Genomic DNA, 21,152 nt, shown 5'->3' on the forward strand with positions numbered 1-21,152 from the left:
ATTTGTCTGGTGACGATGGCAGAGAGGTCACACCTGTTCCCATACCGAACACAGAAGTTAAGCTCTCTAGCGCCGATGGTAGTTGGTCTTACGATCCGCGAGAGTAGGACGTTGCCGGGCAATTTTTATATTTATCCACAGTAGCTCAGTGGTAGAGCTATCGGCTGTTAACCGATCGGTCGTAGGTTCGAGTCCTACCTGTGGAGCCATTTAGGCCCCTTGGTCAAGCGGTTAAGACACCGCCCTTTCACGGCGGTAACACGGGTTCGAATCCCGTAGGGGTCACCATTTGGAGGATTAGCTCAGCTGGGAGAGCATCTGCCTTACAAGCAGAGGGTCGGCGGTTCGAGCCCGTCATCCTCCACCATTTTTGGAAACTATTGAATTACATATACGGAGGGGTAGCGAAGTGGCTAAACGCGGCGGACTGTAAATCCGCTCCTTCGGGTTCGGCAGTTCGAATCTGCCCCCCTCCACCATCTTATTGGGCTATAGCCAAGCGGTAAGGCAACGGACTTTGACTCCGTCACTCGTTGGTTCGAATCCAGCTAGCCCAGCCATTTTTTTTGAGCCATTAGCTCAGTTGGTAGAGCATTTGACTTTTAATCAAAGGGTCAGAGGTTCGAATCCTCTATGGCTCATCATTTAGCATCCTGTATAGGGTGCTTTTTTTGTGCTCTTTTTTGACATAAATTCAATCGTATCAATGTATAGCTTACCGTTATTATACATAAATATCCATTTTATTCATTTATGCATAAAAATATTGTATATTCGTTCAGAGTTGTATAAAATTAAAGTAGTCAGATTATTTAAAAATTTATGGAATAAGGGGAAAACATAATGAATAAGACAATCGAGATTATTGGAGCGCCAAGTGCTTTTGGTCAACGTAAATTAGGGGTGAATATGGGACCAGATGCTATGCGCTATGCGGGATTAATTGAAAGGTTAGAAAGTATTGGTCATACAGTTATTGACCAGGGAAACGTGGAATCACCAGCGATTGATATGAAGAAATATAAATCAGAACAAGGTGGTCTTCGTAATTTAGAAGAGGTTACAACATTCTGTGAATCACTTTGTGAAAAAGTTGATGGAGTAGTACAAAAAGGTAATTATCCTGTTGTCATTGGTGGAGACCATTCAATTGCAATGGGTACTATCAGCGGTATCGCTAAGCATTATGAAAATTTAGGTGTAATCTGGTATGATGCGCATGGTGATTTAAATATCGATGAAACTTCACCGTCTGGGAACATTCATGGCATGCCACTAAGAGCTTTAATCGGAGATGGTCATGAAGATTTAGTTAATATTGGTGGATATAAGAATAAAGTGAAAATAGAGAATATCGTGTTAATCGGTATGCGTGACCTTGATGAAGGCGAGAAAGCATACATAAAAGAAGTAGGTATTAAAACATATACGATGGCTGATATCGATCGTTTAGGTATTGGTACAGTGATCGAGGAAACATTAGCTTATTTAGATAAATGTGATGGCATCCATTTATCATTAGATGTCGATGCTTTAGATCCTGTAGAAACACCAGGAACAGGAACGACAGTGCCAGGTGGTATCACATATCGTGAAAGTCACTTTGCTTTAGAATTATTAAATGATAGTGATAAAATAACTTCATTTGAAATCGTAGAAGTAAATCCATTGATCGACATTTATAATAAAACAGCTGAGCAAGCTGTTGGTTTAGTAGGATCTTTCTTTGGAGAAAAATTGTTATAAATAAAAAAATAAAAAAATAAATAAATAATATTCCCTGCCAATTAATTTTGGTCAGGGAATATTTTTATTTGGTAATTTGAATCACCATTTTTAGATGAAGCTTTCTTAACATACTTCTTAAGGTCTTTTTTAAATTCAGGAAATTCTTTTTCGTTGATTTGAAGCTTAAATGATAGATTATCTTTCTTGCTATCTTCCTCTGCATATTTCAGTAAATCTAGTTTAGGAACAAGCTGTTTTGCAACAGGTGCATAAAATTTTTGAATAATACTATGCTTTTGTTCTGTTTTCACTAATTCTATAATGCCTTGTTTTTCAAGTTCTGCTAAGTGGTAATGAATTTTTGCGCGTGGAATTTCTAATTCATCCGCAAGCTGTTGGCCAGTTTTCGCTTCAACTGCAAGTAATTCTAATAATTTAATACGAAATGGGTCACTTACGCACTTTAACTGAGCAAGGTTTTCGATTACTAAAATATCTAACATTACGCTTCTCCTTAGTCTTATTACTTATTTTATTTAGATAATTATATTATCCTTGTTAACTTCAATAATGTCAACGAATTACACTAATCGTTTAATTTTATTATTAGCATTATGTTTTCACTATGTTTTCCCTACCTTTTTTCTATCTTTTAGATACGCTTTGAATAATCTTTGATATTTAATTTCTGTTAAAAAGATAAAAATCATAAGTTCATATTATTAATATTATTTGTATTTTCTTAACATATTTATAATAGATGTAAATAATGTTGTATTTCATATTTTTTTATTGTGGGATATTGAAAGTAACGTCTATTATTCAGTTCTATTTTCTTAACATTATCGAATATTATCAATGTAAATAGTAAGTTACTTATGGAATGTTAACTTTATTTCGTTTATGATGATATTATATGAAAAAGAGGTGAATCTCGTGGTTGGTCAAAGAATAAAAGAATTACGTAATCAGGCAAATTTAACACAACAGGAATTAGCTGATGGTATTATTTCAAGAACATATTTAAGTTTAATAGAAAAGAATTCGGTACATCCTTCTACCAATGTCCTAAAGAAATTGAGTGTGCGTTTAAATTGTACATTGGAGGATTTTACAAATACATCTGAAGATCGTAATTTAAGTTTATTAGAGATTAAAAAAGAGATTAAATGGGCTGAGAATCATGTATTGATGAATGATTTCAAAAAACTTGGTGCCTTTATCAATAAGAATTACGAAACGCTTGAGAGTATAACAGAAGCTGAGCGTGGAGCTATCAGCTGGGTAACAGCCAGTTATTATTTTCACCAAAAAGACTATGATAATGCCCGTAAGTATGTAGAGAAGGCGATAGCGATCGTTAAAAAGATGCGAGATGTAACTATTTATTTACGTTCATTAGAATTATTAGGTCGAATTGAATATGAAGTTGGCAATGTCATGGAAGCCATTAATCAATTAACTAAAGCAAATAATATTACAATCGTTGAGAATGTTGTAAATATTACACGTGTCTCTATTCTTTACTATTTAGGACAATATTATTCACGTGTCGGTGAATTTTACGTTGCAATTAAACTGTGTGAAGAAGCAATTGATTTAAATATGAAGCTTAATACGTATCATATGGCATTAAATATCGAGAACACATTAGGCCGTTCTTATCATGCAACGAAAGATTTTGAACAGGCTGAATATCATTATCGTCGAGCAATTAGTTATGCTGAACTGCGCCCAGTCTCATTTGATCTAATAGGTAGTTTGAGTAATCTCGCGATGCTCTTAATGGAGCTGAATCGTTCAGATGAAGCATATGAAATCATTTTAAAATGTAATAAAATGATTGATAACTATCGATTTGATCATCCTTATGCAGTTAATATTCGTCTGCACTTAGCAGAGGTAATGATACGTAAAGGTATGTACGAAGAAGCGAGAGCAATTATTGCTGAAAATATTAAAAATGATGATACTGGATATGGTGAAGAGTTGATGGGTGACCTCGAATATCAACTGGAGAACTATCAAGGTGCATTAACTTACTACAAAATTGCGTTAAATGGTAATGAGCATGTGTACTATTTTGGTAGAATTTCGAAAAAGATTGCAGAAATTTATGTGAAACTTGGAGATTTAGAACAATCCAATGAATATTATAAAAAATGCATCAATCTATACGAAGATTCCCTGCCATACATGGTATAATTATTTTTAGCATGAATATGGAGGAGATACAATGCAGCTCTTTAGTGTACTTGATAATTTAAGTACTATTAAGATCATTACGGGCATCTTAGACTTGCTGATTGTATGGTATGTTATTTATTTGTTAATCAATGCAATTAAAGGCACGAAAGCCATCCAATTATTAAAAGGTATCTTCTTTATTCTGATTGGTAGAACACTGAGTAATCAGCTGGATTTAACAACAACGACGAAAATGTTTGATATGGTTATGGAATGGGGTTTCTTAGCCATCATTGTTATCTTTCAACCAGAATTAAGAAGAGCTTTAGAACAGCTCGGACGAGGTAGTTTATTTAAACGTAATGCAGCAAATTTAAAGGTTAACCAGGCAAAGCTTACAGATGCCATGGTAAAATCAGTACAGTATATGGCGAAACGTCGTATTGGTGCGTTAATCGTCTTTGAAAAAGAAACAGGATTACAGGATTACATAGAAACTGGTATACCCATCAATGCAGATATATCATCTGAATTATTAATTAATATATTTATTCCTAATACGCCATTACATGATGGGGCGATGATTGTACAAGGTGATAAGATTGCTGTTGCAGCAAGTTATCTTCCTTTATCAGATAGTGCTAAGATTCAAAAGAGTTTAGGAACACGTCACCGTGCCGCAGTGGGTATTTCTGAAGTGTCAGATGCTTTTACTGTAGTTGTTTCTGAAGAAACCGGCGATATTTCAGTGACGTATAACGGCAGATTACGTAAAGATGTATCATTAGAAGTGTTTGAAGCCTTGCTTACGGAACATTGGTTTAGTACACATGTCACGAAGAAAGGTGTTGAAGAATAATGCTTGAGAATAAATGGGGACTGAGATTTGTTGCATTTGTACTCGCTTTGTTTTTATTTTTATCAGTTAACGATGTCTTCGCACTTTTTGGTGATAATCAATTCAACCAGAATGATCAGACGGTCATTGAAGATGTCCCGGTTAAGATTGTGTATGATGACAAAAACTTGTATTTAACAGGTGCACCAAAGACCGTAAATGTACGTGTCAGCGGTCCGCAGTCTATCGTAAAGAAGACTGAGAGTATGTTAGACTTCACGGTAACGCTTGACTTGTCCAGCTCTAAAGTTGGAGAATATAAAAAGAAGTTCAAAGTAAAAGGTATTTCTGATAAATTAAATTATGAAGTGATTCCGAAATTTGCGAATATCACTTTATCAGAAAAAATTAAAGATACAAGACAAGTAGAAGCGGAAGTAAGCAATTCACGTATAGCTACCGGCTATGAACTGACAGGTAAAGAAGTTGATCCGTCACAAGTAACCATTACAGGTGGAGAAGACGAAATTAATAAGATTGCTTATGTGAAAGCAACATTGCAGGATAATACGAAATTATCTAAGACAACAAGTGAAGAAGCAGAAGTTAATGTATTTGATTCTAATCTTAATAAACTTGATGTATCCGTAAAACCTGCTAAAGTAAAAGTTAACATCAAGATTGCACCGACTTCAAAGACGGTAGCGATTAGTGCAAAGAAATCAGGACAATTACCTTCAAACCTAAAACTAAACAGTCTGGAACTATCTGAATCTGAAGTAGAACTATTTGGAAAGCGTTCGGTGCTAGATGGTATCGGTAGTTTAGCGATTGAAGTGGATTTATCGAAAGTAACAAAAGATACAGTCGTTAAGGAAAATATTCCTTTACCGAAAGACGTATCAAGTGCCAATCCAAAGCAAGTAGAAATTATGATAGATGTATCTAAAAAATAACGATATGAATAAAAGGAGTTTAAAAAATGGGTAAATATTTTGGGACAGACGGTGTAAGAGGTGTAGCTAATAGTGAGTTAACACCAGAATTAGCTTTTGAATTAGGGCGATACGGTGGTTATGTATTAGCACACGGCGGAACGGCTAAACCAACAGTAGTTGTAGGTCGTGACACACGTGTTTCTGGTATTATGTTAGAGTCAGCACTTGTAGCAGGATTATTATCTACAGGTGCCGAAGTAATGCGTTTAGGTGTTATTTCTACACCAGGTGTTGCTTATTTAACGAGAGAATTAAATGCACAAGCAGGCGTTATGATTTCTGCAAGTCATAATCCAGTACAAGATAATGGTATTAAATTCTTCGGATCAGATGGTTATAAATTAAGTGATGCACAAGAAGCGGAAATCGAAGCTTTATTAGATGCGAAAGAAGATACTTTACCACGTCCAACAGGCGTTGATTTAGGTCATACTTCAGATTACTTTGAAGGTGGACAAAAGTATTTAAGCTTTATTAAATCAACGATTGACGGTGATTTAGATGGATTAAAGATCGCATTAGATGGTGCACATGGTTCAACATATTCATTAGCGCCTTATTTATTCGGTGATTTAGAAGCTGATACAGTAACAATCGGCTGTAATCCAGATGGTAATAACATCAATGATGGTGTAGGTTCAACGCATCCAGAAGGATTGGCTGAATTAGTAGTGGACTCTGGTAGTGACTTTGGTTTAGCTTTTGATGGTGATGGAGACCGTATTATTGCAGTAGATGAAAAAGGTCAAATCGTTGATGGCGACCAAATTATGTTTATTTTAGCGCAAAGTATGCATAATGAAGGTACTTTAAAGGACAACATGGTTGTATCAACTGTAATGAGTAACTTAGGATTCTATAAAGCATTAGATGCATTTGATATTAAATCAAATAAAACGAAAGTAGGCGACCGTTACGTTGTTGAAGAAATGAGAAACGGTAAGTACAACCTAGGTGGAGAACAGTCTGGACATATCGTAATGATGGATTACAATACAACTGGTGACGGATTATTAACAGGTGTTCATTTAGCGAGCATCATTAAGAAATCTGGTAAGACATTAAGTGAGTTAGCAGGACAAATGAAGAAATATCCACAACGTTTAGTAAATATCCGCGTTTCAGATAAACATGCTGTTGAAGAGAACTCAGCAGTCGCTGAATCAATTGCAAAAGTTGAAGCAGAAATGAACGGTGAAGGACGCGTATTAGTACGTCCATCTGGCACTGAACCATTAGTACGTGTAATGGTTGAAGCAAAAACTGATGAAGATGCTGAACGTTTTGTAAACAGTATCTCTGATGTTGTACGTGAACATATGGGGATAGAATAAAATTATATAAGGGCCAAATCTTCTGATTTGGTCTTTTTTTATGGTTGTTAACTACAATAATTTCGAAAGAATCTTGCAAATAATGACAATAAAAAAATAATTTAACTCATATTTATAGTATAATAATATAAAATCTGAAGCTTGTATTGTTTTGATATATAAGACAAGTTGTATTAATAGTTCTATTTCCGAAAGATATAAGCTTCTAATACTTGTCTAATTTATATGAAATATAGTACAATTACAGAAGTTTAACTGAAAGCGAGGGTTGTTAAAAACTGAATATACAGCGCCAGAACAGGAAACTGTTGACGAGGAAGATGGTTATCGAAAATTCGGCGGATGCCATCACGGATAGTAGCTATTCGATAGTTGATGTAACAAACCACTTGGGCAACTGAGTGAACAAAAGACATCAACATAGCACAAATAAACAATCTATTTAAATTAACTTATTTTAAATGCGCCAATGCGCTCAGGAGGAACTTATTATGTGTGGTATCGTAGGTTATATTGGAACACAAGATGCAAAAGAAATTTTATTAAAAGGTTTAGAAAAATTAGAATACCGTGGTTACGATTCAGCAGGTATTGCCGTACGTAATGGTGAAGATGTACGTGTGTATAAAGAAAAAGGTCGTATTGCTGAATTACGTAAAGCAGTAGATTCAACGTTTGAATCAACGACTGGGATTGGTCATACACGTTGGGCAACTCACGGTGTACCAAATCGTGAAAACTCTCATCCACATCAATCTGAAAGTGGTCGTTTCACTTTAGTACATAACGGTGTTATTGAAAATTATGAACAATTAAAAGAAGAATTCTTATCAGGAGTAACTTTTAAATCTGATACAGATACTGAAATTATCGTTCAATTAGTAGAACACTTCTCAAAACAAGGTTTAGATACTGAGAAAGCTTTCACTGAAGTAATCAAATTATTACACGGATCATATGCATTAGGATTATTAGATAGCGAAAACCCAGATGTTATTTATGTTGCAAAAAACAAATCTCCATTATTAGTAGGTTTAGGTGATGGATTTAACGTTATCGCATCTGATGCGATGGCAATGTTACAAGTAACAGACACTTACGTTGAATTAACTGACGGCGAAATCGTTCTTGTTGAAAAAGAAAAAGTAACAATTAAAGATTTAGACGGTAAAGAAATTAAACGTAAACCTTACAAAGCTGAAATTGATGCAAGTGATATCGAAAAAGGCACATTCGCTCATTATATGTTAAAAGAAATTCATGAACAACCGGCTGTAATGCGTAAAATTATTCAAAAATATCAAGATGATAAAGGTAACTTAGTCATCGATAAAGACATTGTAAAAGCAGTACGTAAAGCAGATCGTATCTATATTGTAGCTTGTGGTACTTCTTACCATGCAGGTTTAGTTGGTAAAGAATATTTAGAAAAATGGTCAGGTGTTCCTACAGAAGTGCATGTTGCCTCTGAGTTCGTTTACAATATGCCATTACTTTCTAAGAAACCATTATTTATCTTCATTTCACAATCAGGTGAAACAGCAGATAGTCGTGCAGTATTAGTTGAAGTAAAAAAATTAGGTTACCCGGCGTTAACAGTAACTAACGTGCCTGGATCAACTTTATCACGTGAAGCTGACCATACATTAATCTTACATGCTGGACCAGAAATTGCTGTAGCATCAACAAAAGCTTACACAGCTCAGATTGCGGTACTTGCTATTTTAGCTCAAGTTGTAGCTAAGGATTCTGGAATTGACACAGGTGTTGACTTATTGCCTGAACTTGCTAAAGTTACTTCTGCAATCGTATCGATTGTTGATGATGCAAATAAAATGGAAGATTTAGCACGTCAATTCTTATCTACAACACGTAACGCATTCTTTATCGGCCGTACAATGGATTTCTATGTAGGTCTTGAAGGCGCTTTAAAATTAAAAGAAATTTCTTACATCCAGGCTGAAGGATTTGCCGGCGGAGAGTTAAAACACGGAACGATCGCATTAATCGAAGAAGGTACGCCAGTAATTGCATTAGCTACTCAAGATAAAGTAAACCTTTCTATTCGTGGTAATGTGAAAGAAGTAGTAGCTCGTGGAGCAAACCCATGTATCATTTCTATGTCAGGATTAGAACAAGATGGAGATGCATATGTCATTCCAGCGGTTCATGATATGTTAACACCATTAGTATCAGTTATTACATTACAATTAATTTCTTACTATGCAGCTTTACACAGAGGTGCAGACGTGGATAAACCACGTAACTTAGCAAAATCAGTTACAGTAGAATAATATGAATATGTATAGTGTCTAAACATTATTGTTTGGGCACTTTTTTGTATTAAAAATCATTAAAATGAGTGTATTTAATTATTAAGGATATTTATCTTATTTTGAATTAGGCGTTTTAACAAAAATATACCCCTCCTATGTATTCATGCATGGGAGGGGGTATATTTTTTCTATACTGGATATCATGTTATTACATTTAAAAACTAGATAAAATGTTAAAAAATGAATCTACAGCGAATTGTTGAAGGAATACTGTAATCGATTCGATAATCATCATTGTTAGCAAAGTTTGACAAACAATAAAAGCTAATATGATATAGTAACTTGCTATACTCGTTTTATGTTGTGTTAAGTACTTAGTTAAAATATAAAGTGGTGAAACTAAAAATACTAAGTAAAATAAGAAAATAAAGAATCCAGAAATTTTATAAGCTTCCATAACAGCGAATAAAATCGCTAATACGATACTGATCATAGAAAATGTATTCAACAAAATATAGTCAGACAATACTTTTTGAAAGCTAATTTTTGCTTTCGAGAATAAATTCATCAATGCATATATTAAACCAGTTGTACCACCGATTATCATGAATGTAAGGATGACAATTTTCTTGATTAATGACCAGACTGGTATGTAACCGTCAGGAAATTCACTCGTTATTTTTAATATGAGCAGTGAAATAATGATGAGTGTAATACTAATAAGTGAAATTGTTAATAAGTAACTGTATTTATGTTTACTGAGAATTTCCTCATCATGTGATAAAAACACATTTTTAAAGAAACCACGACCTTCACCAGCTAATTTACTTTCCTGTATCGCTGCTAAAGTTACTCGAGTATTTGAAGTTCCGTCAATACGAGTGCCACATTGTCCGCAATAGACGTCTCCTGCATTTACGTGAATTTTACAATTTGGACAGATCATAAGTACCTCCTATTAATATTTTTATAAGATGTTCATTAAACTTCCTAGCATGCCATCAATTGCACCTAGTGCATCTTTTAACATGCTATCAAATACGATGTAGTAGGCAATAATTAGCACGATAATATACACTAATACACCATAAAAACTTGCCATTCGAGAAGGTCTATGAACAGCATAACGCGCAATTAGATAAACAGATGAGATAAATATTGATGTAATGCCTAAAATAAATAAAAACATCGGTGCTATGCGTAGATCAATCCAGGTTATAATAAATCCTGCAACGATTAGCGCGATGGATACAGTATTGAGTAGGACGTAATCCGATAGGAATTTATGAAAATCTACTTTTGAAGTTACAGTCATAACAATTGCACCATAAGTAATACCAATAGAAATGGCAAGTAACAATAAAACACCAAAAGCAAATTTAAATGCGATAGATGACTTACTTTGTCCTATCATTTCAGTAGCATCCGGTAAATTAATTAGCGTTCCTAAGAAGATTAAGAAAATCCCTGCACCGATTAATCCCAGGATTAAACCATAGGAGAACTTCTTATCACTATCTAATATTGAATCATGTTCCTTCAATGCACTGCTGACAAAGCCATAGCTTTCCTTTGCTACTTGTTGTGATTGATTCGCTAGTTTTTCAGTATCTATTTCAATCTTTGGATACTCTTTTCTCACAGGTTCAGACTTCATATGTGTCGCTCCGCTGTTTTCAACTTTTTCAGTTTCAGTAAATGATTTTTCTTTCGGTTCATCAACCTTTGTCAGTTGAGGTTCTTCTGTTATTACATCTTGCTGATTGATAATAGGCTCACGGTTATTAATCACTGGTTCTGATTGAGGTATTACTTCATCATTTTTCACCTCTTGAACTGGTGGGGTATAAACGACTTTTTCGTTTGGTTGTTCTACTGGATGTCCACATTCACCACAAAAGCGATCTCCCGGTTCAATTGGAAACCCACATGCTGTACACTTCATATGTATCCTCCTTTAGCTTAATAATCATAGTTTAATGGATTACATGTTTTTGAACAATATACCAAAAAATGAATAATTACTGATTAATTATAAGTTTGTAATAATAGATAATAACGTTAATTTGTTCAAATTAATCATAATTAACGAAAGTATTTTATTAAAATTTAATTCTTTAAAATTCTTTATTATTATTCACTTATTTATATTGATTTGTTATATAATGGAACTGATGAGAGGATGATGAATATGAAAAAACTATTAACATGTTGTCTGGCAATGCTACTCCTTTTCACATTAACAATCGATGCGAATGCGGCATTAAAGAAACCCTCTGTTCCTAACTTAAAGAATAAGACGGTTGTTCAGGCGATGAAAAAAGGGAATTATAAATTAAACGGTATTAAAATCGGTAACACGTACGGCTATGTGAAGCAAAAATGGGTGAAACCTTCTTTTAAGGTGACGTCACTTTATCAACGTTATGATTTTGAATATCACTATATGACAGAACGTGGTGATAATACGATTCTTTACTTTACAGGTAAACGTGGTGATAAACCGGAGCAGTATCGTCTGCGTTCAATTAGTTTTGCAGGTATTCCGCAATACTTTACAGTGAGTGATATGAATAAATATTGGGGAGAAGGCGATCTTTATTATCCACAGGCAGGTACGATTAATTACATTCAGGGTAATACATTATTATCATTTGATGTGAATGGAAGTATTGCTTATGTTGCACAATTACATCCCGAAGACATTAAAGAAATACTAAGAAAATTTGCATTTTAAAAATTAAATATTGTAAACATTCGTAACCACCAATAATATGCAATTATTGGTGGTTATTTACATTATTAAAGTTGATTAGTTTGTGCTATCACTTAAAAATGTTGTTAGTCATAACTAATTTCAAAAAAATATTATTCTACGTTAGTTTTATTTTTATTTAGTTATTTTGATGTTAGTTTTATTATTTTCAAAATTAGAATTTAATGTCAATGCTTCAATAAAATATTGTGTATAATTTGATATAATTAAATTATATAGATATACAAAAGGAGGTTATTTTATTAAATACGATTGATATGTATTTAGTATTAGATGATATGAATAAAAAATATCCGGAATTAAAACTAAATGACGCAGACCAACTCATTTTAAGGACGCTAATCTACACCAATTATGCACTGGATTCTGTCGAATATATTACAGGACAAGATAAACAATCTATTCTAGATGTATATCAAAAGATAATGACCTCTCAAATTCCGCTAATGTCTGGTCGAGTGGATGATCGTCGTCATAAGAAAGCAGAACTTACTAAACCAAGAAGCTTTAAACGTTTGGATATGGTAGAGTTTTTAAAGCAGGAATTACGAACTGAAAATCCTGATATCGAATTTATCAGTTTAAAATATAATGTGTTAACATGTCAAATAGGGGAACGCTACTTTACGATCTATGTGAGTACTTCAAGAGATTATGAGTTTCTCAGAGATGAAGAGTTGATCATTAAGAAACGCGTTGCTGCATGGCATAAAGGTGATGAGCAGATCTTCAGTGACCATGATTATTACGCCTTAATGGTTAAAGTTGATGAACGTTCAGAATACATTACAGATAATCCATCAGGTATCGAATATTTATTATTAAGTCAGCAGGAAATTCAGGAATGGCTACAACAAAAAAGTAAAAATCAAAGCGGCATGATTAACTGTTATGTCCATTATATTCAAGATAAAAATGGTACTGCGATAAGAAAAATTGAAGACTCCAGAGAAACACCAAAAATTTCATTAAGGCGTTATCATAGACGAGGTTATAAGTTAAGTGAGTAGCGTGCAACGCTTCTGGAAACACTATACAACGTTTCCGGAAAATACACCAGAACATGTATCGAATTATGCAGCTTTTCATCCATTTGACCTTGAATTTTTCAAAGAACATTATCCCCATTTTTTCGATGAAATCACACAATTAAATAGTAGAAAGCTGCAGGAACGTTTGAAATTTGAAAGACATCTACTACAGGTAAATGGGATGTATAAATTAGACCATAAAAATAAAATGGTGAAAGACGAAGAACATATTCATATATGGGCACCAGAGCCATATACAGGTAATTTAGAACAGGCAAAGTTATTGATTATGCTTGTCAATCCTTCGTTTGATCCGAAATATCACCCATCAGAATATGAAAAACGTGTTAAGTTTGATAATCTGCATCTCGACTTACCTAATTATTCACCCTATGAATTTACAGATGGTAAGTTAAATAAAGCGAATTCATTAAACTGGCATTATCATTATATGTACCAATACATAGAACAAGAAATTGGTTACTTCCATCCTAATCAATTGTTCACATTGCAATATTATCCATATCCATCATACTCAAGAGATGATGTAACATTCTATAACGAACTATTGCCTAGTCAGGTTGCAGCTGTAGAAACGGTAAGAGAAGCGATGGCTAAAGGAATGAGCTTAATCGCGAGAAGTACGGATAGAACAAGGTGGTTTGCTCATATCCCGGAACTTGCTCAATACGACAAGTTATTCGTGTTTACAAATTATAAGCAACCTTCATTACACCCAAACGAAGTATTGCGTTATGATACGTATCGTAAGAAAGATATTCTCAACATGAAAGGTCTGTTAAAAGAGACACGCAAAAAAGACTGGCAAATGTTGATTCAGGATATCGTGCCGGAATAAAAAACAAGCGATAGCATATGAGCTACTGCTTGTTTTTTCCATTTAACTGATTAATACGTGTACGTATTTCGAAAAATACAGATAAAATAAGCATGAATTCAACGATTTTCGTTAATATGCCTAAATCATAAACAAATATACCGATTAACACAATTAACCCGAATATAAATAGCAGAATTGCTGCTATAAGCTGTTGTTTAACCATGGCAGTCGTCACAACTTTACCAGACTGCGTAAGCATTGCATTGTATAAATTAAATAGCATAAATAACCCAATGGATATTAAATAGAGCGCATTGACGACTCTATTCGGATCATTATGTGTAATCCCATCATATAAATTAAAAATTTGTGCCATAAAAAATAATAATGCAAAAAACCCAATTAAAATATTACCGAACTTCATCATGTACTCCTTTTAAAATATTATAAAGAATAGATAATTATAATGATAACATAATCTGGAAGATGAATCCCGTAATACACTGGAAATAAAAAAAGACGCCGAAGCGTCTTTGAATAATAACAATTATCTCACGCCAACTAATCCGTTAGAGAATGAATAAGCGTACCACTTAGAACCAACTTTTTTTAAGTAAATAATTGTGTGTGAATGACCTTTCGTCCATGAAACCATTTTAATGTTACCACTCGTACGAATATCTTTTGAAGGACCAAAGTTTTCATTACTTTCTTATATTCATGTTTTGTATGGGATTTTGTTGCAATTAAAATTTGATCCACTTTAGCTTTACTTTCAGCAACACTACCATTTGCCTGACCTTTGATCTTTAAATTGCCTAAAGGTCCATAGTTGTATTCCGGGATAGTGATTGACGAACGATAAACTTTCTTAGTAGTAGGTGTACCCCATTGTTTCTTCACAGTAGCAAATGAATTACCTAGTTTAACACCGTAATAATTGTAAGTACCAGATTTAACTTTTTGTGCGACAGATTTACTTGAAATGTTTGGGAAAGGCGTTGGTACAGGAGGGCGTTTTGCATCAGCGATTGGTGAAAAGATTGCAAATACTAATGATAATACAATGACTAAACTCCAAATTTTCTTTATGAATAACTCCCCTTTAAAATATTATGTATTACAATATTATATATAATTTGATGTAAAATGAAAATACACTTGTAATAAGTAACTTATTTTTCTGAAGTTAATTTTAAGTATCGTATTATCGAGAAGAGAAAGACAAAAAATTTATATTAATTTAAATTAATAAAAAATAACTAAAATAATTTAATTATAATATAACCTTGTATAAAATTTGAAAATTTCATTCTTTTTTATATATCGTTGATTTATAATAATAGTGTAAATATAAAATTTTATATCGAAGGAGAATTTACATGAAAAAGTTAATAGTATCAACTGTTGCAGCCTCTCTACTAGTTACTGGAGCAGGTTTTGAAAAAGCTGAAGCTGCAAAGAAAATCACTGAAACAAAAATCAACTATTTAAGTAAAACAACGGCTTATAAAATGAAAGCTGGAAAGATTACATCATTAGATGGTATGAAGTTGAATACAAAACGTTCAAAATATATCCCGAATATTCAATATAGTGTAAGTGAATATTCTTCGGATATGGATTTGAATGATGTGAGTAGTAATAATGAGGCGCTTTTTGATTTCACAGATCATTTCGGTGACCCTTTAATCACACGTTTAGTTGACAATGTTGCATACGATTATAATAATGATAAAATGACTGCAACTGCCATCCGCAAATTATATGGCAAACCACTTTATGCAAGAACTTCATATGAAGATAGTTACAGAAGATATAAAGATGATTATGTAATGATCTATAAGAATTATACATTCTATTTTGATTATGATTATAGTAATAGAACCCATTTAGAGTATGTTGTATTCCATGGGAATAACATTAAAAATAATTTATCAAAATGGAAATATTTTAATTTTGTCGAGCATAAAGATAATATGTTAAGTGCTGTTTATGACAATATGACTTATGAAAACTGGAAATATTATTATGCGGTAAAATAAGATTTATTTTGAAACCTCTTCGGGGGTTTCTTTTTTTACCTTTTTCATTTATATATTAATCTATGAGTAATAGTATATAAATAAACAGGAGTGATTGAGATGAGAATATTAATAGCCCCTGATTCTTACAAAGAATGTTTAAGTGCGATGCGTGTGGCAGAATGCATGGCTGAAGGACTACAATCTTCAATACAAGGTGCTGAAGTGATGCTTCGTCCGATGGCAGATGGCGGAGAAGGTACGGTTGATGCATTAATCTATGGAATGCAAGGTGAGAAAGAAGAGATACATACTGTAGATATGTACAGACGACCGTTGACGACTTATTATGGCAAGCTGAATGACACAACTGCAGTGATTGAAGTGGCTAATATTATCGGAATGGAAGTAACACGAGCGCGTAATCCTTATCTTGCTTCAAGCTTTGGTGTTGGCGATGTGATTCGTCAGTTAATTGAACGTGGATATAAGAAAATATTTATCGGTTTAGGTGGTAGTTTAACGAATGATGGCGGTGCAGGTTTATTAGAGGCACTTGGTTTAGAATTTCTTGATGAAAAGAGTGAAAAGCTCGTAATTAATGGTGGAAACTTATCTGAGATTAGAGCGATAAAAGGCCAACTGATACCTGCGCTAAAAGAAATTGAACTTCATTTAATTTGTGATGTAACTAACCCTTTAACCGGTGAGCATGGTGCAACATATACTTATGGTAAACAAAAGGGAATAGAAGAAGAAGAGATGAAAGCTTTTGATGAAAGTATAGCCTCCTTTGCTGTTAAATTAGAACAACATTTAAATGTACAATGTCATCATATTGAAGGTGCCGGTGCTGCTGGTGGTATAGGATATGGATTATTATGTGCTGGTGCTGTGATGCATAGTGGGGCTGAATATATTGCTGATATTGTATTGAAGGATCTTGATTTAAAGACATTCGATTATATCTTTACTGGTGAAGGGAAAAGTGACTTTCAGACACAGTACGGAAAGCTACCGGTATGTGTTGCAAATAGAGGGAATGAAGCGGGCGTAAGAACAATACTTGTGTCAGGTGGTTTAGGTACAAATTACGAAACACTTTATGACAATTTCTTAAGTATCCATTCAATTACTGATGGACCGATGTCGCTTGATGATGCAATAGATAATGCTGAAAGATTAATTAGGAATGCATGTAGGAATATAGGAAGATTATTGAAATAACTGTTTAAAACAAAAAGAGCCGGCTAGGCTCTTTTTTGTGTACCGTATTTTTTAAGACTTAATTTTAGTAATAAAGCGATCACGAGAATTGAGATGCTAGTGACAACAAGCCCACCTTCTAACCCGAAATTCCCACCATTTATAATAGCTTTATCCATATTCGATTCAGTATTTAAGATGGTTGCTGGTAAAGCCTGCCCACTTACTTCATTGCCTAAAAATACACCAAGTGTTATGTTCCAGAAGCTATGTGCAGCGCCTGTCAGCCAAATATTATCAGACCAGTAGAATAATAGTGAGAATACGATACCTGCCAGGAATAAGTTAACAAAGCTAAGGATACTCGTATTCGGATTTAAGAAATGCAGAAATGAGAAGAATGCTGAATTGATGATGATACCAGCAGGCACACCGATTTGATAGCTGATTTTGTTCATCAAGAAACCTCTGGCAATCACTTCTTCAGTTAAACCTTGTATCATAAATAGTCCAATCACCCATGTTAAAGTAAACCAAGGAATACTAGCGTTAACCGTGCTCTGCATTGCACCGAATAATAGATTGATGAGGTAGACGATAATGATGATTGCCATCCCTAGAAGCAATCCGAATCCATATTTAGAAAATACTTTTTCTTTAAAGAAACCCAATGCCTGGACAGGATGACGATATGCAAATTTATTGATGATCAGACATGCAACGAGCAAGAAAGGAAAGATTAACAAACTGATGAGCGTACTGAGCGGTTCTTCTTGTAATTCAGTAAGTGTTGCCGTTGGATTGAATGCGAGAATAATGGGCACTAATATTAATCCAGCAATGATTTGAACGATAAAGAAGATTGCAAATGCAATAAGTAGCGTCGCGTACCATGGAATATTGCTCGGAGATTTTTTAGATAGCGATATACTTTGATTGAAATTCATAATGTCGCCTCCATATAATTTTACCACTAGTATAGCATAGAAAATTTACCGTATATTGTGAATTTGTAGTATCATAGAATTTGGGTGAAATTTAGAACGGAGATGAACACATGAACGTAAAAAAGATGAGTATTTTATTATCGGCAGCAATTATACTTGTAGCATGTGGTAAAGAAGATACTGCACCGAAAGAAAAAGTGAAGACTGAGCAAAAAGAAAGTGCTGCAGATATCGCTAGAAAGAAAATTAAAGCGAGTCGTGAAAAACATAAATCAAATAAAAATGATTCAAATACGACTGAAACAGAAACAACTGAAACTGCAGCTACGACTGAAGAAGTGAATACTACAGAAGCAGTGACGACAGAAGAAGTTGTCAAAGAGAATGTTAATAATATAACGAATAGAAATACATTAAGCCAAATTATATATAGTAACGATTATACATATGATGAGAAAATGGCAGCATATCAAAGTGGTGTAGCCAATGGTGTGATTCCGCAAGGCACAAATACTTCATCACCAGCCGCTGCATTTGAAAGTGCATTACAAGTAGAACGTACAGGAGCACAATCTACGACAGAAACGCCAACAGCCGCACCAACAGTAGATCCGAATACGGGATTACCAGTGCAGCCGTAGGGGAGTTTGGATGAATGGGAAATGTTGCGGAAGCGGCTGTATTTATAATTTACAGCCGCTTTCACCATAAAAATAGAGAAATCAGCTGACTGCTGGTTTCTTTTTATTGTTAAGTTTAGGAGAAGATTATGGATTTAAATCAGGGTGTGTTTATTAAAACACTTCAACATAAAAACAATTATTCAGTAGATGAATTAAAAGCAATGCATGATACTGTAAATAACTTAATAGAAATATCTACATCAGAAAATAAGCCGGGTATGCTTCTTGGGCGTATACAGTCTGGGAAGACACGTAGCTTTATGGGTTCGATGGCACTTGGCTTTGATAATGGCTTTGAAGTAGTGATTATCTTAACTAAGAACGCTAACGCACTTGCGCGACAAACGTATGAACGGCTGCATAAAGAATATGAGGAATTGATTGATCTGGACTATATGTCAGCCTATGACATCATGAGTCTACCTGATGATTTACGTAAGTTTGAACTAAATAAGAAAATCGTCATTGTCGTTAAGAAAGAAAAGAAGAATGTGGAACGATTAACGAAAGCTTTATTTGAAATGTATCCGGTACTTAGAAAGCGTCAGATGATGATTATCGATGATGAAGCAGATTATGCGTCAGTTGTTTATGATAAAGATAAGGATAAGAACTTAACGGAACTCAAGGTCATTGCATCCCAACTCGATCAAATCAAAAGAGAAACTCCTACAGCAGCCTACTTACAAGTAACTGCGACACCGTATTCACTATATTTACAGCCGGACAGTGAAGTGTTATCTGCACGTGGTTATTAACCGAAACGACCAGCTTTTACAGTGCTTGTGCCGACATATCAGTCGTATGTAGGAGGAAAGTTCTATTTCGAACATTCTAAATATGAAGGTTCTGCAAGTCACGTCTATCAACCGGTAAGTGAAACTGAACTGGAGCTGTTACGTAAAGAAGATAACCGACGTGTAAAAGATGCTTATGTACTCACTACTAAACAATTAACCGGTTTGCGCAATGCACTGATTAACTTTGTAGTCGGTGGTAAGATTCGTAACCTTCAACAAATAGCTCAACAGGAACGACCTAAAAAGTATGCTTTTATTATGCATACCATTACGACAAAACGCGCACATATGTGGCAATACCAAGTTGTGTTGAAGATAGAACAGAAGCTCACACAACTGATTGAAGAAAACGAAGCTGCATTTAAATCACTTATTATGGAAGCATATGAAGGGTTTAAATTATCTTCAGAATCAAATTATTTTCCAGAGGCAAAAGACGTTTATGAAGCGGTAAAATCAGCATTTCTTGATGAAGAACTGTTGATTACCATCGTTAATTCAGAACAAGATGTGAATCAACTGCTGGATAAACGAGGAGAACTGAAACTTCGAGCACCACTTAACTTCTTTATCGGTGGTCAAATTCTTGATCGCGGCATCACAATCAGCAATTTAATTGGTTTCTATTACGGACGAGATCCGAAGAAGTTTCAGCAAGATACTGTTCTCCAGCATTCGCGTATGTACGGGGCACGACCAAAAGAAGATTTGTCTGTGACGAGATTTTATACAACACACAGAATCTATGACGTGATGGAACGTATGCATGCGTTTGATGAAGATTTAAGGAAGGCATTTGAAACTGGACGTAATGCGGGAGAAGTTATCTTTATGATGCATGATACAAAGAAAGACATTGTACCATGTAACCCTAATAAAATTCTGTTGTCGAAAGTGATTACGATTAAAGGAAAGAAACGTTTCTTACCGGTTGGATTTCAGACGAAAAGTCGTAGCGAGATGATACGTCGTACAAAGAAGCTGGATACGATGATACAAGATTTACGTAAGTTTGCCATCGATCAAAATAACAAAGACGCACGTCATATACTCGTACCTGTTCAGAAAGTAATTCCGATACTTAAAGAAATAACAGAATGTCTCATCATGGAAGAAGGGTATGAGTGGAACGTTGAAACTTATAGCGCTATACTCAATTATTTATCAAGACTACCAGGAAACAATACAGGATATGTCTGGATTGTTACACGTGAAAACCGTAATATATCACGCTACCGTCAAGATGGCGTAAGGTTTGCAGATCGACCAGATAACGGACAGGATGAACTTAAACAAAGTTATCAGCTTGGTACGACACATCCAACTGTAATGCTGCTCAGACAAAACGGAAATGAGAATGAAGGATGGCGCGGTGGACCTTTCTACTGGCCGGTCATTGTCGCACCTGCACAGATGAATACGATTGTATTTGAAGGATAAAAATCTTGTTAAAGAATACACCATAATTATATTTTTTTTAAAT

The 21,152-nt window shown here is 34.4% G+C and carries 20 protein-coding genes, 6 tRNA genes and 1 rRNA gene; 21 read left to right on the top strand and 6 right to left on the bottom strand.

The annotated features are described in order from the left end of the window. The first annotated feature begins 5 nt into the window (after nucleotides 1–5). From rrf to rocF, 8 genes are all read left to right on the top strand, one after another. Nucleotides 6–120 (top strand): 5S ribosomal RNA (gene rrf / locus BHU61_RS00060). A 14-nt stretch (nucleotides 121–134) separates the two neighbouring features. After that, a tRNA-Asn gene (locus BHU61_RS00065) sits at nucleotides 135–209 on the top strand. Nucleotides 210–213: 4 nt separating this feature from the next. Continuing rightward, nucleotides 214–288 (top strand) — tRNA-Glu (locus BHU61_RS00070). 3 nt (nucleotides 289–291) lie between these two features. Continuing rightward, a tRNA-Val gene (locus tag BHU61_RS00075) sits at nucleotides 292–367 on the top strand. A gap of 28 nt (nucleotides 368–395) precedes the next feature. Next, nucleotides 396–479: transfer RNA gene (locus tag BHU61_RS00080), tRNA-Tyr, on the top strand. 6 nt (nucleotides 480–485) lie between these two features. Continuing rightward, a tRNA-Gln gene (locus tag BHU61_RS00085) sits at nucleotides 486–560 on the top strand. A gap of 8 nt (nucleotides 561–568) precedes the next feature. Then, nucleotides 569–641: transfer RNA gene (locus BHU61_RS00090), tRNA-Lys, on the top strand. 202 nt (nucleotides 642–843) lie between these two features. Next, the gene (gene rocF / locus BHU61_RS00095; protein WP_111714049.1) at nucleotides 844–1,746 is read left to right on the top strand and encodes an arginase; all 903 of its coding nucleotides are present in this window, start codon (nucleotides 844–846) and stop codon (nucleotides 1,744–1,746) included. Nucleotides 1,747–1,787: 41 nt separating this feature from the next. Here rocF and BHU61_RS00100 read toward each other — a convergent pair whose 3' ends face one another. After that, a complete protein-coding gene (locus BHU61_RS00100; RefSeq protein ID WP_099577239.1) occupies nucleotides 1,788–2,231 on the bottom strand; it encodes an ArsR/SmtB family transcription factor in 444 nt (147 codons plus the stop codon). A gap of 433 nt (nucleotides 2,232–2,664) precedes the next feature. Between BHU61_RS00100 and BHU61_RS00105 the strand changes: the two genes are divergently transcribed. From BHU61_RS00105 to glmS, 5 genes are all read left to right on the top strand, one after another. Next, nucleotides 2,665–3,933 carry a tetratricopeptide repeat protein gene (locus BHU61_RS00105; RefSeq protein ID WP_170122409.1) on the top strand — a complete coding sequence of 423 codons (1,269 nt, stop codon included), beginning with the start codon at nucleotides 2,665–2,667 and terminating at the stop codon, nucleotides 3,931–3,933. Between the two features lie 31 nt (nucleotides 3,934–3,964). Beyond that, complete coding sequence (cdaA, locus tag BHU61_RS00110; protein ID WP_111714051.1) at nucleotides 3,965–4,774, top strand: diadenylate cyclase CdaA; 810 nt, start codon at nucleotides 3,965–3,967, stop codon at nucleotides 4,772–4,774. Further along, complete coding sequence (locus BHU61_RS00115) at nucleotides 4,774–5,709, top strand: CdaR family protein (protein WP_111714052.1); 936 nt, start codon at nucleotides 4,774–4,776, stop codon at nucleotides 5,707–5,709. Before cdaA ends, BHU61_RS00115 begins: the two co-directional genes overlap by 1 nt. A gap of 26 nt (nucleotides 5,710–5,735) precedes the next feature. Next, on the top strand, nucleotides 5,736–7,085 hold the full coding sequence (glmM, locus tag BHU61_RS00120; protein WP_111714053.1) for a phosphoglucosamine mutase: 1,350 nt from the start codon (nucleotides 5,736–5,738) through the stop codon (nucleotides 7,083–7,085). Nucleotides 7,086–7,576: 491 nt separating this feature from the next. After that, nucleotides 7,577–9,379, top strand: coding sequence for a glutamine--fructose-6-phosphate transaminase (isomerizing) (gene glmS / locus BHU61_RS00125; RefSeq protein WP_111714054.1), 1,803 nt, complete (start codon nucleotides 7,577–7,579; stop codon nucleotides 9,377–9,379). Between the two features lie 196 nt (nucleotides 9,380–9,575). Here glmS and BHU61_RS00130 read toward each other — a convergent pair whose 3' ends face one another. Together BHU61_RS00130 and BHU61_RS00135 are read right to left on the bottom strand one after the other, a co-directional pair. Further along, nucleotides 9,576–10,307 carry a zinc ribbon domain-containing protein gene (locus BHU61_RS00130; RefSeq protein WP_111714055.1) on the bottom strand — a complete coding sequence of 244 codons (732 nt, stop codon included), beginning with the start codon at nucleotides 10,305–10,307 and terminating at the stop codon, nucleotides 9,576–9,578. Nucleotides 10,308–10,328: 21 nt separating this feature from the next. Further along, entirely contained in the window at nucleotides 10,329–11,306 is a 978-nt protein-coding gene (locus BHU61_RS00135; RefSeq protein WP_111714056.1) for a zinc-ribbon domain-containing protein, read from the bottom strand. 246 nt (nucleotides 11,307–11,552) lie between these two features. Here BHU61_RS00135 and BHU61_RS00140 point away from each other — a divergent pair, with 246 nt between their 5' ends. The 3 genes from BHU61_RS00140 (at nucleotide 11,553) to BHU61_RS00150 (ending at nucleotide 14,027) form a co-directional block, all read left to right on the top strand. After that, entirely contained in the window at nucleotides 11,553–12,098 is a 546-nt protein-coding gene (locus tag BHU61_RS00140; protein ID WP_111714057.1) for a hypothetical protein, read from the top strand. Nucleotides 12,099–12,394: 296 nt separating this feature from the next. After that, nucleotides 12,395–13,147 carry a hypothetical protein gene (locus BHU61_RS00145; RefSeq protein ID WP_111714058.1) on the top strand — a complete coding sequence of 251 codons (753 nt, stop codon included), beginning with the start codon at nucleotides 12,395–12,397 and terminating at the stop codon, nucleotides 13,145–13,147. Continuing rightward, nucleotides 13,140–14,027 (top strand): hypothetical protein, encoded by an 888-nt coding sequence (locus BHU61_RS00150; RefSeq protein ID WP_146608850.1) that lies wholly within the window; start codon nucleotides 13,140–13,142, stop codon nucleotides 14,025–14,027. The genes BHU61_RS00145 and BHU61_RS00150 overlap by 8 nt, the downstream gene beginning before the upstream one ends. A gap of 22 nt (nucleotides 14,028–14,049) precedes the next feature. Here BHU61_RS00150 and BHU61_RS00155 read toward each other — a convergent pair whose 3' ends face one another. After that, complete coding sequence (locus BHU61_RS00155) at nucleotides 14,050–14,433, bottom strand: hypothetical protein (protein ID WP_111714060.1); 384 nt, start codon at nucleotides 14,431–14,433, stop codon at nucleotides 14,050–14,052. A gap of 185 nt (nucleotides 14,434–14,618) precedes the next feature. Further along, nucleotides 14,619–14,912, bottom strand: coding sequence for a hypothetical protein (locus BHU61_RS00160; RefSeq protein ID WP_111714061.1), 294 nt, complete (start codon nucleotides 14,910–14,912; stop codon nucleotides 14,619–14,621). 479 nt (nucleotides 14,913–15,391) lie between these two features. Between BHU61_RS00160 and BHU61_RS00165 the strand changes: the two genes are divergently transcribed. After that, nucleotides 15,392–16,054, top strand: a complete 663-nt coding sequence (locus tag BHU61_RS00165; protein WP_111714062.1) for a hypothetical protein — start codon at nucleotides 15,392–15,394, stop codon at nucleotides 16,052–16,054. A 99-nt stretch (nucleotides 16,055–16,153) separates the two neighbouring features. Then, nucleotides 16,154–17,260 carry a glycerate kinase gene (locus BHU61_RS00170; protein ID WP_111714063.1) on the top strand — a complete coding sequence of 369 codons (1,107 nt, stop codon included), beginning with the start codon at nucleotides 16,154–16,156 and terminating at the stop codon, nucleotides 17,258–17,260. Between the two features lie 23 nt (nucleotides 17,261–17,283). Here the strand turns inward: BHU61_RS00170 and BHU61_RS00175 are convergent, their stop codons facing one another. Continuing rightward, nucleotides 17,284–18,186 (bottom strand): CPBP family intramembrane glutamic endopeptidase, encoded by a 903-nt coding sequence (locus tag BHU61_RS00175; RefSeq protein ID WP_111714064.1) that lies wholly within the window; start codon nucleotides 18,184–18,186, stop codon nucleotides 17,284–17,286. A 110-nt stretch (nucleotides 18,187–18,296) separates the two neighbouring features. Between BHU61_RS00175 and BHU61_RS00180 the strand changes: the two genes are divergently transcribed. The 3 genes from BHU61_RS00180 (at nucleotide 18,297) to BHU61_RS00190 (ending at nucleotide 21,109) form a co-directional block, all read left to right on the top strand. Next, complete coding sequence (locus tag BHU61_RS00180; protein ID WP_111714065.1) at nucleotides 18,297–18,827, top strand: hypothetical protein; 531 nt, start codon at nucleotides 18,297–18,299, stop codon at nucleotides 18,825–18,827. A gap of 128 nt (nucleotides 18,828–18,955) precedes the next feature. Further along, nucleotides 18,956–19,627 carry a DEAD/DEAH box helicase family protein gene (locus BHU61_RS00185; RefSeq protein ID WP_111714066.1) on the top strand — a complete coding sequence of 224 codons (672 nt, stop codon included), beginning with the start codon at nucleotides 18,956–18,958 and terminating at the stop codon, nucleotides 19,625–19,627. A gap of 27 nt (nucleotides 19,628–19,654) precedes the next feature. After that, nucleotides 19,655–21,109 (top strand): Z1 domain-containing protein, encoded by a 1,455-nt coding sequence (locus tag BHU61_RS00190; protein WP_170122410.1) that lies wholly within the window; start codon nucleotides 19,655–19,657, stop codon nucleotides 21,107–21,109. The last annotated feature ends 43 nt before the right edge of the window (nucleotides 21,110–21,152 follow it).

Origin of the sequence: Macrococcus epidermidis (assembly GCF_003259695.1) — a bacterium.
GTDB lineage: Bacteria > Bacillota > Bacilli > Staphylococcales > Staphylococcaceae > Macrococcoides > Macrococcoides epidermidis.

What these genes read in the sequence shown, in the direction of transcription:
- BHU61_RS00135 (WP_111714056.1), bottom strand. Translation starts at nt 11,306, where the DNA reads ATGAAGTGTACAGCATGTGGGTTTCCAATTGAACCGGGAGATCGCTTT.
- BHU61_RS00185 (WP_111714066.1), top strand. Translation starts at nt 18,956, where the DNA reads ATGGATTTAAATCAGGGTGTGTTTATTAAAACACTTCAACATAAAAAC.
- cdaA (WP_111714051.1), top strand. Translation starts at nt 3,965, where the DNA reads ATGCAGCTCTTTAGTGTACTTGATAATTTAAGTACTATTAAGATCATT.
- BHU61_RS00155 (WP_111714060.1), bottom strand. Translation starts at nt 14,433, where the DNA reads ATGAAGTTCGGTAATATTTTAATTGGGTTTTTTGCATTATTATTTTTT.
- BHU61_RS00180 (WP_111714065.1), top strand. Translation starts at nt 18,297, where the DNA reads ATGAACGTAAAAAAGATGAGTATTTTATTATCGGCAGCAATTATACTT.
- BHU61_RS00170 (WP_111714063.1), top strand. Translation starts at nt 16,154, where the DNA reads ATGAGAATATTAATAGCCCCTGATTCTTACAAAGAATGTTTAAGTGCG.
- BHU61_RS00130 (WP_111714055.1), bottom strand. Translation starts at nt 10,307, where the DNA reads ATGATCTGTCCAAATTGTAAAATTCACGTAAATGCAGGAGACGTCTAT.
- BHU61_RS00175 (WP_111714064.1), bottom strand. Translation starts at nt 18,186, where the DNA reads ATGAATTTCAATCAAAGTATATCGCTATCTAAAAAATCTCCGAGCAAT.
- glmM (WP_111714053.1), top strand. Translation starts at nt 5,736, where the DNA reads ATGGGTAAATATTTTGGGACAGACGGTGTAAGAGGTGTAGCTAATAGT.
- glmS (WP_111714054.1), top strand. Translation starts at nt 7,577, where the DNA reads ATGTGTGGTATCGTAGGTTATATTGGAACACAAGATGCAAAAGAAATT.
- BHU61_RS00165 (WP_111714062.1), top strand. Translation starts at nt 15,392, where the DNA reads ATGAAAAAGTTAATAGTATCAACTGTTGCAGCCTCTCTACTAGTTACT.
- BHU61_RS00140 (WP_111714057.1), top strand. Translation starts at nt 11,553, where the DNA reads ATGAAAAAACTATTAACATGTTGTCTGGCAATGCTACTCCTTTTCACA.
- BHU61_RS00115 (WP_111714052.1), top strand. Translation starts at nt 4,774, where the DNA reads ATGCTTGAGAATAAATGGGGACTGAGATTTGTTGCATTTGTACTCGCT.
- rocF (WP_111714049.1), top strand. Translation starts at nt 844, where the DNA reads ATGAATAAGACAATCGAGATTATTGGAGCGCCAAGTGCTTTTGGTCAA.
- BHU61_RS00145 (WP_111714058.1), top strand. Translation starts at nt 12,395, where the DNA reads ATGTATTTAGTATTAGATGATATGAATAAAAAATATCCGGAATTAAAA.
- BHU61_RS00100 (WP_099577239.1), bottom strand. Translation starts at nt 2,231, where the DNA reads ATGTTAGATATTTTAGTAATCGAAAACCTTGCTCAGTTAAAGTGCGTA.